Origin of the sequence: Lentzea jiangxiensis (assembly GCF_900104175.1) — a bacterium.
GTDB classification, from domain to species: Bacteria; Actinomycetota; Actinomycetes; order Mycobacteriales; family Pseudonocardiaceae; genus Lentzea; species Lentzea jiangxiensis.
Genome location: NZ_FNIX01000005.1, coordinates 152,106 through 162,918, shown reverse-complemented (window position 1 = coordinate 162,918; position 10,813 = coordinate 152,106). Strand labels below are relative to the sequence as shown.

Here is a 10,813-nt window from a genome sequence, read left to right as displayed (position 1 = left end):
AGGTTGCACAACGCTCGATGTAGGCGCAGAGGCCCGAAAAGCGAGGAGCGGTTGTGGAGCGGTCACCTGTCGCGGTGGTCATCGTCACTTACCAGAGCGAACAGGTCATCGCGGGGTGCCTGGACTCGCTGCCCGGCGGTGTGAGGGTGATCGTCGTCGACAACGCTTCCACCGACGGCACCGTGGCGGCCGCCACCCGCCCCGGCGTGGAAATCCTGCGCAGTCCGGTGAACGGTGGCTACGCCGCGGGTGTGAACCTCGGGATCAAAGCGGCGGAAGGGCACGACGTCCTCGTGCTCAACGCCGACATCCGGTTGCACCCCGGAGCCGTGGAATCGCTGCGCGCCGCGGACAAGCCGATCGTCGCGCCCCGCCTGGTCGACGAGAACGGCGCGCTGTCGCATTCGCTGCGCCGCAAGCCGAGCGTCCTGGGCGCTTTCGCGGAGGCCGTGATCGGCGGTCGCCGCGCCGGCGCGCTCGGTCTGGGTGAGACGGTCACCGACGACAAGGCCTACCAGGGCGCGCACGCCGCCGACTGGGCGACGGGCTGCGCGTGGCTGGTCAAGCGCGAGACCATCGAGAAGCACGGCCTTTTGGACGAGCGCTATTTCCTCTATTCGGAGGAAACCGAGTACATGCTGCGCGCGGGCGGTGTCTGGTTCGAGCCGCGCGCGGTGGTCACGCACATCGGCGGCGAGGTGTCCACGAACGCCCGGCTGTGGTCGATGCTGACCGCGAACAAGGTGCGCCTGCACCGAGAGCTGCACGGGCGGTTCGCCGCATTCCTCCTGTGGCTCGCGATGATCGTGAACGAAGGACTTCGCGCGCGTTCGCCGAAGCACCGCGCCGCGTTGAGAGGGCTTTTCGGAATGCGCCGGTGGCCGGAGGAGGTCGCGTCCGAAGGGCCGAGCTACCTGTGCTTCTCGGCGCAGGACTGGTGGTACCACAACCGGGCGCACTCGGACTTCCAGCTGCTGCGCCGCGTCGCCAGGCACCGCAAGGTGCTGCTGGTCAACAGCATCGGCCTGCGGATGCCGTCGCCCGGCAGGAGCACGCAGTTCCTGCGCCGGATCCTCCGCAAGGCCAAGAGCGTTGCGATGCTCGTGCGGCAGCCGATCCCCGAGACGCCGAACTTCTACGTGATGACCCCCGCTCCCCTGCCGTTCTACGGCAAGCCGTGGCTGCGGAAGCTCAACTCGGTGCTGGTGCGCACGCAGGTCCGCGCGGTGTGCTTCTTCCTGCGGATGGGCACGCCTGTGGTAGTCGCCACGATCCCCACGGCGTGGGACGTCGTGAAGCCGATGAGGCACAAGGGCCTGGTGTTCAACCGCTCCGACCGGCACTCGGCGTTCCCCGAGGCCGACCAGGGCACGATCGCCGCGCTGGAGGACCAGCTGCTGTCCAATTCGGACACCGTCCTCTACGTCTCGCGCGCCCTGCAGGAGGAGGAATCCGCGCTGACGGGGAATCGCGCGCACTTCCTCGACCACGGCGTGGACGTCGACCACTTCACCCGCCGCGCCGAGCTGCCGGCGGACATCGCCTCGATCCCGGGACCGCGCATCGGGTTCTTCGGCAGTCTCGACGACTACCTCGTCGACTTCGACCTGGTCGAGAAGGTGGCGCGGGAGTTCCCCGAGGCCTCCGTCGTGCTGATCGGTGACGCCACGTGCTCGATGGAGCGCTACGCCGGGTACCCGAACGTGCACTGGCTGGACTTCCGGTCCTACGAGCAGATCCCCGGCTACGGCTCGGCCTTCGACGTGGCCCTCATGCCGTGGCTCGACAACGACTGGATCAAGCACGCGAACCCGATCAAGATGAAGGAGTACCTGGCCCTCGGGCTCGCCGTGGTGTCCACGGACTTCCCCGAGGTGGAGCGCTACTCCGACGTCATCCGGATCGCGTCCGGCGAGGCGGACTTCATCGACCAGGTCCGCCTGACGCTCAAGGACGGCGGCCTCAAGACCCCCGCCGAGCGCCGCGCGGCCGTGCTGACCGCTTCCTGGGACTCCCGCGCCCGTGAGCTCATGCAGATCGCGGAGGACCGCTGACCATGTGCGGCATCGCAGGAATCAGGCGGTTCGACGGCGCGCCCGTCTCCCGCGAGCTGCTCGCCGAGATGGCGAAGCGGCTGCACCACCGCGGTCCCGACGACAGCGGTTTCTTCTTCGACGGCTCCATCGGCTTCGCGCACACCCGGCTCTCGATCATCGACCTGGCCGGATCGCCGCAGCCGATGGCGGGTGCGTCCGGCACGACGCAGATCGCGTTCAACGGCGAGATCCTGAACTACCGGCAGCTGCGGACCCAGCTCGGCTACCCGTTCCGCACGAACGGCGACACCGAAGTGCTGCTCGCGCTGTACGAACAGCACGGCGCCGCCGGTGTCTCGCGGCTGCGCGGCCAGTTCGCGTACGCGATCCACGACGCGGCCACCGGTGAGACGCACCTGTTCCGGGACCGGCTTGGCATCCTGCCGCTCTACTACTACGCGGACTCGTCGATGTTCGCGTTCGCGTCGGAGATCAAGGCGCTGCTGCCCGCGATCGGCGCCGCCGAGGTCGACCACGAGTCGCTGCACGACTACCTGGCGCACCGCAGCGTGCCCGCGCCGTACACGCTCGTGCGCGGCGTCCGGAAGGTGCCGCAGGGCCACCACCTGGTCGTGACGGCCTCGGGCGACGTGCGCGTCGAGCCGTACTGGGAGCTGCCGCGCGAGTCCGAGATCCGCTCGGTGCCGCCCGCCGAGGCCGTCCGCCTGGTCGAGGAGGCCCTCACGGCGTCGGTGCGCGACGCGCTGGTCGCGGACGTGCCGGTCGGCGCGTACCTGTCCGGTGGCGTGGACTCGTCGCTGATCACGGCCCTGGTCGCGCGCGAGCGGGGCGACGCGGAGCTGCACACGTTCTCCGCGGGCTTCGGCGACCCGCGCGTCGACGAGCTGCACTGGGCCGAGAAGGTCGCCGGCCTCGTCGGCAGCGTGCACCACAACGTGGTCGTGACGGCCGACGACTTCCGCGACAGCTGGGCCAAGCTCTCCTGGCACCGCGACGCGCCCCTGTCCGAACCGGCCGACGTGGCCGTCTTCCGCCTGGCCGAACTGGCCCGCCGCGACGTGAAGGTCGTGCTGTCCGGCGAAGGCAGCGACGAGCTGTTCGGCGGCTACCCGAAGTACCGCTTCGCGCTGCCGACCCGCCTGGCCGGCGCCGCGCCCTCGTTCGCCCTGAGACGCCTGGAGAAGGCGCTGCCGGCGTCGAAGGCACGCATGGGCATCGCCTTGCGCGCGCTGGCCGAGCCCTCCTACGCCGAACGCATGCGCGGCTGGTTCGCGCCCTTCACGGTGTCCGAACGGGCAGCGCTGCTGGGCGGCCCGGCCACGCGTTCGGTGCTGGCGCCGTACGTCGACGGCCGCGGGGACGCGTTGCGGCGCATGCTCTACGCGGACTCGCACACCTGGCTCGCTGACAACCTGCTGGAGCGCGGCGACCGCATGTCGATGGCCGCGTCCCTGGAGCTGCGCCCGCCGTTCCTGGACCACCGCGTCGCCGAGCTCGCGTTCTCGCTGCCGAGCAACGTCAAGGTGCGCGGCGGCACGACCAAGTGGGTCGTGAAGGAGGTGGCGCGCCGGCACCTGCCGGCCGACGTCGTCGACCGCCCCAAGTCCGGCTTCAAGGTGCCGCTCGACGCGTGGTTCCGCGACGGCCTGCGGGACATGGCCTACGACCTGCTGACCGGGCCCACGTCGTTTGTGGGCAAGACCTTCGACCGGGCGGCGGTGCGTGCGCTGCTCGACGACCACGACTCCGGTGACCGCAACGAGCAGCCGCGCATCTGGACGCTGTTGTCGCTCGAGGTGTGGCACCAGACGCTGGCGTGGTGAGCGGCGTGGGGGCGGCCGCGAGGCGGACGGTGGCCGCGAACGCCACTCCGCCGCGCCGGGGCAACCGGGACTTCGCGGTGGCGGAGCCACGTCCCGGCCGCGCGCCGGCGCACCCCGCTCCGCGCACCACCGACACCCAGGGCAGGTAGGTCACCCATGTACGTCGCCTCCTCCCGTCCCGGCAAGGCGGACTTCCGCAAGCGGTTGCCGAGCACGGTCTTCGCCCTCGGCACGGTCAGCCTGCTGACCGACGTCTCCGCCGAGATGATCACGGCGTTCCTGCCCGTCTACCTGCTCTTCACGCTCCAGCTGGGCTACGCGCAGTTCGGCCTGCTGGACGGCATCTACACGGGTGCCACGGCGGTGCTCCGGCTGGTCGGCGGCGGCGTCGCGGACAAGTTCCGCAAGCCCAAGGCCGTCGCGGCGGCGGGGTACGGGCTGTCTGCGGCCACCAAGCTGTTCTTCCCGCTGGCCGGCGCGTCGGCGTTCGGCATCGGCGCGCTGATGGCCGCCGACCGCGCGGGCAAGGGCATCCGGACCGCCCCCAGGGACGCGATGATCTCGCTCGCCACGCCCGAGGACCGGCTGGGCGCGGCGTTCGGGGTGCACCGGAGCATGGACACGTTCGGCGCGCTGCTCGGACCCCTGATCACCTTCCTGCTGCTCGCGCAGATCGGGATGGTGCCGGGGCCGATCTTCGCCGTGTCGGCGGCGTTCGCGGTCATCGGGTTGATCGTGCTGATCTCGTTCGTGCGGGAGCCGAAGACCGAGCAGCCGAAGGGGCCGCGGCCGTCGTTCAAGGCGGGGCTGGACCTGCTCACCGACCGGAGTTTCCGCCGCACCACGATCTCGGCCGGGCTGCTCGGGCTCGCGACGATCTCGGACGCGTTCGTCTACGTGCTGGTGCAGAAGGCCACCGGCATCTCGCTGGGCTACCTGCCCCTGCTCCCGCTCGGCACGGCGGTCGTCTTCCTCGCGGCCGCCGCGCCCCTCGGGAAGCTTTCGGACAAGCTCGGCCGGTGGCGGATGTTCCTCGTCGGGCACGGGTTGCTGCTGGGCGTGTACGCGCTGCTGTTCATCCCCGAGGGCGGCAAGGGCGTGGCGATCGCCGCGCTGCTGCTGCACGGCCTGTTCTACGCCGCCACCGACGGGGTGCTGTCGGCCAAGGTGAGCGAGACGGCGCCGGAGTCGCTGCGGGCGAGCGGCCTGTCCGTCGTGCAGACGGGACAGGCGCTGGGCCGTCTCGTCTCGTCCGTCGCTTTTGGACTACTTCTGCAGTACTCCGGCATCGGCATCGGCGTCACGGTGGCGCTCGTCGCACTCACCGTGACGCTGATCATCGCTTGCGGGACTAACCGCGAGCAGCCAGCTTCTGCTTGATCTTCTCGAAGCCGCCCTTGCCCAGCACCTTCATCGCCGCGTTCTTCGCGGCCACGCGCCCGGAGTCGCGCACGAACCGCAGCGGCTGGTCGACGAGCCGGTCCTGCGCGACGGCCAGCGAGCCCGGCTCCGGCACGTCGTCCAGCGACGCGCCGAAGCCAGCGCGGTAGGGCCCGGGCGAGACGAGACGGCCGCGGGTGCGGTTCGAGACGTTGCCGCCGTGCACGACCTGCAGCCAGCCGGGGGCGCCGCCCAGTTCGACGACGGGGAAGTGCAGGTGCATCCGGTTGTGCCAGTGCGCCCAGCACGTCACCGGCTCGTCCCACGACTCGCGGACCGACACGAACGCGTTGTGCCGGTCGACGCGGTGGTAGAGGCCGCCCGGCGACTTGATCAGGCCGTTCACCAGGTAGTACGCCGCCGTGGTCGTCGGGCGGGGTGCGGCGCGGAGGCGTTCGACGAAGTCGACGGCGAGGCCGTCGTCGTTGTCGAGGTTCGTGGTGATGAGCTCGGAGCTCGTCCGGGAGAAGAGCGACCGGACGTCCGACCTCAACTCCTCCCGCGAGACCTCCGCGCGGTAGACGGGCGTGTACGCGTCACCGTGTGAGGCGATCTTGTCCTTGAGCCATTGCGGTGATTCGGGGTCGAAGTAGACGAGCCACCGCGTCCGTTCGTCCGTCTGCGCCAGCACCGAAGGCAGGCAGTAGCGCTCGAACAGGGCGACGCGCTCGGTGAGCCACCCTTCCTTCGCCCGGACGTAGCTCTCGGCGCCCTTCGAAGGCAGGTTGAAGCGCGTCAGGATGACGTGGTCGGCCATGACTCCCCTTACTCCGGTCACCCCTTCATCGCCCGGCGCGCCCGAAACGTTGCGGCGCTAACGAATGCCCGGCGGTACCGATACTCAGGTTGTGCCAACGCTTCCCACAGTGGACGTCGTGATCCCCTGCTACAACTACGCGCACTTCCTGCCGGCCTGCGTCCGCAGCGTCCTGGACCAGCCTGGCGTCGACGTGCGCGTGCTCGTGATCGACGACACGTCGTCGGACAACACGCCCGAGGTGATGGCCGAGCTGATGGCCGCCGACAAGCGCGTCGAGGGGTACCGGCACGAAGTCAACAAGGGGCACATCGCCACCTACAACGAAGGGCTGCTGGACTGGGCGAGCGCCGACTACACGGTGCTGCTGTCCGCGGACGACCTGCTGGCGCCGGGAGCGTTGCACCGCGCGGCCGAGGTCTTCGAGCAGAACCCCGAGGTGGGTATGGTCTACGGCCGCGTCGTGTACTACAGCGACCACAACGCGTTGCCGAAGGTGACGCAGCTCCCGACCACGTCGAAGGTGTGGCGCGGCGAGGAGTGGATCGAGAACCGGTTCCGCAGCAGCCGCAACGTGATCTCCTCGCCGGAGGTCGTGGTGCGGACGAAGGTCCAGCAGAAGGTCGGCGGCTACCGCTCGGACCTCCCCCACGCGGGTGACCTGGAGATGTGGCTGCGCATCGCGGCCGTGTCGGACATCGGCTACGTGAGCGGCAAGCCCGGCGCGTACTACCGCGTGCACGAGAACTCCATGATGCGCACGACGTTCAAGTCGGTGTTCGCCGACCTGGAGCAGCGCCGGGACGTGTTCGAACTGGTGCTGGAGCAGAACCCCGGTCTCCCGGCGCGGCTGAGGACGCTGGCGCACAGGGCGATCGCGGGCGACGCGCTCTGGCGCGCGGTGCGGCTGCACGACCGCGACCAGCTCGACGGCACCGAGGAGGAGCTGCTCCGCTTCGCGCGCGAGACCTACCCGGCGCTCGAGGAGCTGCCGGAGTACCGGGCGCTGCGACGGCGCAAGAGGTTCAGCGCGCGTTTCCTGAACCGCACGCAGCTCTTCCTCGCGCCGCACGCCGGCAAGAGGGCGAAGCTGTGGATCGGGACGCAAAAGTGGAAGTGGCGGGGCGAGTGGTGACGGCGGAGCAGGACACCGGCAAGCTGGAGAACGAGGTCTCCTCGGCGATCCGGTGGAGCGCGGTCAACTCGCTCCTGCAACGCCTCGCCGCCGTCGGCATCAGCGTCCTGCTGGCCCGCCTGATCGCCCCCGAGCAGTTCGGCGTCTTCGCCGTCGCCCTGGTCGTGCTCAACATCGTGCTGAGCGTGTCCGAGCTCGGCGTGAGCGCCGCCCTGGTCCGCCACAACGGGCCGGTCGAGGAGATGGCGCCGACCGTCACGACGCTGTCGCTCGCGTCCGGCACGCTGCTGGCGCTGATCTGCTTCCTCGGCGCGCCGTGGTTCTCGGGCGCCATGGACGCGCCGGAGGCCACAGGCGTCATCCAGCTCATGTCGGTCGCACTCGTCATCGCCGGCGCCACCGCGGTGCCGGGCGCGATGATGCAGCGCAACTTCCGGCAGGACCACAAGTTCTACGCCGACACGGCCGCCTTCGTCGTGGGCACGGCCGTCGCGGTCGTACTGGCGATCATGGGCTTCGGCGCGTGGAGCCTCGCGTGGCAGCGGATCGCGCAGAACCTCTCCGCCGCGGTCATCATGTTCTGGCTCACCGACGACCGCTTCCGGCCGGGGTGGAACTCCGCCCGGGCGAAGGAGCTGCTGGCGTTCGGGCTGCCGCTCGCCGGGTCGAGCCTGCTGATCTTCGGCGTGATGAACGTCGACTACATCGTCGTCGGCGCGCTGCTCGGCACCGTGCCGCTCGGCTTCTACCTGCTGGCCTTCAACCTCGCGAGCTGGCCGGTGGCGGCCTTCTCCGCGCCGGTCCGCAGCGTCTCGCTGGCCGCGTTCTCGAAGGTCCGCGAGGACCCGGACCTGTTCCAGCGGTCGTTCGGGCGCGCACTGGGCCTCCTGGCGCTCGTCACGGTGCCGGCGTGCGTGCTGCTGGCCGCCCTGGCCGAGCCGCTCGTCCGGGTCGTCTACGGCGAGCGCTGGGCTCCGGCCGCGGCCGCGCTCGCGTTGCTGGTGCTGCTCGGCGCGGTCCGGGTCGCGCTGGAGCTGGGCTACGACTTCCTCGCGTCCGCCGGGCGGTCGCGAGCGATCCTCGTCATCCACCTGGTGTGGCTGGGCGCGCTCGTGCCGTTGCTGGCACTGGGAGCGCACCTCGACGGCATCCGCGGGGTCGCGGCGGCGCACGTCGTGGTCGCCGTCCTGGTCATCACGCCCGCGTACCTGATCACCTTCAAGCCCTACGGCGTCCGCGCCGGGGCGCTCGGCGCGCGGCTGCTGCGGCCGTTCCTCGGCGGCGTGCTGATGGTCGCGGTCGTGATCGCGGTCCGGAACGTGGTCGACAGCCAGCTGCTGCAGATCCTCCTCGGCGGTGTGCTGTCGTGCCTCGCCTATGCGCTCGTGGTGTTCCCGATGCGACACGAAATCATTGCGGTGCTGCGGAAGAGGGCCGGCGCGTGAGACGTCTGAGGCAGGTCATGAAGATCGTCCGCGAGCAGGGGCCGAGGCGGCTCGGCGTGCGGCTGCTGACCGCGGCGACCCGCCGGCTCGGTGCCGAGGGCGAGGAAATGCCCGTGCGCGTGGAGGACGTCCGCAGGGCCGACGTCGAGGTGCGCAAGCCCGTGGTCGTCCCGCCGATCCCCGCGGACGGCAGGCTGACGATCAACTGGGTCACCACTCCCCCGTCGCAGGGCTCCGGCGGCCACACCACCCTGTTCCGGCTCATCCGGCACCTGGAGTCGCTCGGCCACACGTGCGAGCTCTACCTGTACGACACGTTCGGCAACACGGTCGCGGACCTCGAACCCGGCATCCGTGCCGCGTTCCCGTTCTTCCGGGGCCAGATCCACGACGTGACGGACGGGATGGCGGACGCGCACGCGGTGTTCGCGACGGCGTGGATCACCGCGTACCCGGCGTTCAACGACCCCTGCAAGGGCAAGAGGTTCTACCTCGTGCAGGACTACGAACCGTGGTTCTACCCGCAGGGCGGCCTGTACACGCTGGCGGAGAACACGTACCGGATGGGCATGCACGGCTTCACCGCCGGGCGGTTCCTCGCGGACAAGGTCCTCGACGACCACGGCATGCCGGCCGACCACTTCGACTTCGGCTGCGACGCCGACCGGTACCGGCTCGGCGGCGAGAAGCGCGACGGCATCGTCTTCTACGCGCGGCGCAAGGCACCGCGCAGGGCGTTCGAGCTCGGCGTGCTCGCGCTGGAGGTCTTCGCCGAGAAGCACCCCGACCTGAAGATCCACGTCTACGGCGAGAAGATCGGGCAGCTCGGGCCGCAGTTCGTCGACCACGGCCTCGTCACGCCCGACGAGCTCAACGCCATCTACAACCGCTGCTTCGCCGGGTTGTCGCTGTCGATGACCAACGTCTCCCTCGTGCCGCACGAGATGCTCGCCGCCGGATGCATCCCGGTGGTGAACGACGCGCACTTCAACCGCGTGGTCCTGGACAACGACCACGTCCGGTACGCGACGCCCACCCCGCACTCACTGGCGCGCGCTTTGTCCGAAGTGGTCACAACGCCGGACTTCGACGCGGTCGCCCGTGCGGCCGCGTCCAGTGTGGAGGGACGCTCCTGGGATGCGGCGGGACACGAGCTCGAGAAGGTGCTCCGCCGCGAGCTCGCTACGTAACCGGCGACGGCGAGGTGGCGTCCGGGATCAGCACCCGCGCGGGCTGCGAGCCGTCGGCGGGGGCGACGTGAACCGCGGGCAGCCTGGCGTCCCTGGGCACGGCGGCGAACGCGACCTCGGTCTCGCTCAGCCACGTCGTCTGGTCGTCGATGCCGGCGGTGCCGGGCAGCCGCTTCTCCGTGCCGGAGGCCAGGTCGAGCACCGCGAGGTCCCACGGGCCGAGACGGCCGATGCGCTTCTTGTACGCGACCTTGGTGCCGTCCGGGGACAGCGAGGGGCACTCGGCATCGCGGCGCAGCGACGTCACGGACTTCGTGCCGAGATCACCCTTGACCAGCCAGGTGAACCCGCCGCTCGCCAGGGTGGCGTAGAAGGTCCTGTCGTCGGAAGCCACTGTCAGGCCCCAGTAGTTGACGTCACTCGCGGTGAGCGGAGCACCCTCCACAGTGGCGGCGAAGTGCTCCAGCGACTCGGCCGTCTCGCCCGTGCGCAGGTCGTGGAAACCGGTGCGGGTGGAGAAGCCGCCCGGCACCGAGTACGAGTCACCCGTGACGAAACTGGTCCACGACACCACGTTGCCGGAGTGCGAGACCTTCGCGCGGCTCGGGATGCCGGGCAGCGGGATCGACTTCACCGGCTTGCCGTCGCGGCTCACCTCGGCGGTGTAGGACGGGCCGGGACCGGAGAGCTTGAGGCACACGCTGGTGCCGGCGGCGGAGTAGAACCGCTGGCAGACGAGCTCCGTCGGGGTGCGGGAACCGCTGCCGGCGAGCTTCTCGACCCGGTTCTGCCCACCGGCGAGGTCGACGAACAACAGGTCGCCGGCCTCCGCCCGCGACACCTGCTCGGTGCCCGCCGGGTCGTTCGCCTCACCGGCCGACGAGACGACGTAAGCCGTTGTTCCGCCGATGACCACGAGAATGGCCGCGACGGTCACGGTCAGTCGCCCTGCGCGCATGCTGCCTC

At 70.3% G+C, this 10,813-nt stretch carries 9 protein-coding genes; 7 read left to right on the top strand and 2 right to left on the bottom strand.

Annotated elements, in window-relative coordinates:
- Positions 1 to 53 precede the first annotated feature (53 nt).
- Genes BLQ91_RS17480 through BLQ91_RS17470 form a run of 4 tightly spaced genes read left to right on the top strand, consistent with a single transcriptional unit; the run spans position 54 to position 5,260 of the window.
- Positions 54 to 2,054 (top strand): glycosyltransferase, encoded by a 2,001-nt coding sequence (locus BLQ91_RS17480; protein WP_090097933.1) that lies wholly within the window; start codon positions 54 to 56, stop codon positions 2,052 to 2,054.
- A gap of 2 nt (positions 2,055 to 2,056) precedes the next feature.
- Positions 2,057 to 3,880 (top strand): asparagine synthase (glutamine-hydrolyzing), encoded by a 1,824-nt coding sequence (asnB, locus tag BLQ91_RS17475; RefSeq protein WP_090097932.1) that lies wholly within the window; start codon positions 2,057 to 2,059, stop codon positions 3,878 to 3,880.
- Positions 3,877 to 4,029, top strand: coding sequence for a hypothetical protein (locus tag BLQ91_RS41370; RefSeq protein ID WP_176959799.1), 153 nt, complete (start codon positions 3,877 to 3,879; stop codon positions 4,027 to 4,029). The genes asnB and BLQ91_RS41370 overlap by 4 nt, the downstream gene beginning before the upstream one ends.
- Before the next feature lie 7 nt (positions 4,030 to 4,036).
- On the top strand, positions 4,037 to 5,260 hold the full coding sequence (locus tag BLQ91_RS17470; protein ID WP_090097931.1) for an MFS transporter: 1,224 nt from the start codon (positions 4,037 to 4,039) through the stop codon (positions 5,258 to 5,260).
- On the opposite strand, the gene BLQ91_RS17465 is transcribed toward BLQ91_RS17470, so the two are convergent.
- Positions 5,232 to 6,077: a glycosyltransferase gene (locus BLQ91_RS17465; RefSeq protein WP_090097930.1), complete on the bottom strand. Its 846-nt coding sequence runs from the start codon at positions 6,075 to 6,077 to the stop codon at positions 5,232 to 5,234. The two genes, BLQ91_RS17470 and BLQ91_RS17465, sit on opposite strands and share 29 nt — an antisense overlap.
- Positions 6,078 to 6,186: 109 nt before the next feature.
- On the opposite strand from BLQ91_RS17465, the gene BLQ91_RS17460 reads away from it, so the two are divergent.
- From BLQ91_RS17460 to BLQ91_RS17450, 3 genes are read left to right on the top strand one after another with little or no spacing between them, the layout of a single operon-like run.
- The gene (locus BLQ91_RS17460; RefSeq protein ID WP_245733561.1) at positions 6,187 to 7,212 is read left to right on the top strand and encodes a glycosyltransferase; all 1,026 of its coding nucleotides are present in this window, start codon (positions 6,187 to 6,189) and stop codon (positions 7,210 to 7,212) included.
- A complete protein-coding gene (locus BLQ91_RS17455) occupies positions 7,194 to 8,657 on the top strand; it encodes a lipopolysaccharide biosynthesis protein (protein ID WP_245733560.1) in 1,464 nt (487 codons plus the stop codon). The genes BLQ91_RS17460 and BLQ91_RS17455 overlap by 19 nt, the downstream gene beginning before the upstream one ends.
- Complete coding sequence (locus BLQ91_RS17450) at positions 8,654 to 9,847, top strand: rhamnosyltransferase WsaF family glycosyltransferase (protein ID WP_245733558.1); 1,194 nt, start codon at positions 8,654 to 8,656, stop codon at positions 9,845 to 9,847. Before BLQ91_RS17455 ends, BLQ91_RS17450 begins: the two co-directional genes overlap by 4 nt.
- Here the strand turns inward: BLQ91_RS17450 and BLQ91_RS17445 are convergent.
- Entirely contained in the window at positions 9,840 to 10,805 is a 966-nt protein-coding gene (locus BLQ91_RS17445) for a TolB-like translocation protein (protein ID WP_090097927.1), read from the bottom strand. The two genes, BLQ91_RS17450 and BLQ91_RS17445, sit on opposite strands and share 8 nt — an antisense overlap.
- Positions 10,806 to 10,813: the final 8 nt, after the last annotated feature.

Bases quoted from the DNA above. Each gene is read 5' to 3' on its own strand.
- BLQ91_RS17470 (WP_090097931.1), top strand. From the start codon at position 4,037: ATGTACGTCGCCTCCTCCCGTCCCGGCAAGGCGGACTTCCGCAAGCGG.
- asnB (WP_090097932.1), top strand. From the start codon at position 2,057: ATGTGCGGCATCGCAGGAATCAGGCGGTTCGACGGCGCGCCCGTCTCC.
- BLQ91_RS17445 (WP_090097927.1), bottom strand. From the start codon at position 10,805: ATGCGCGCAGGGCGACTGACCGTGACCGTCGCGGCCATTCTCGTGGTC.
- BLQ91_RS17465 (WP_090097930.1), bottom strand. From the start codon at position 6,077: ATGGCCGACCACGTCATCCTGACGCGCTTCAACCTGCCTTCGAAGGGC.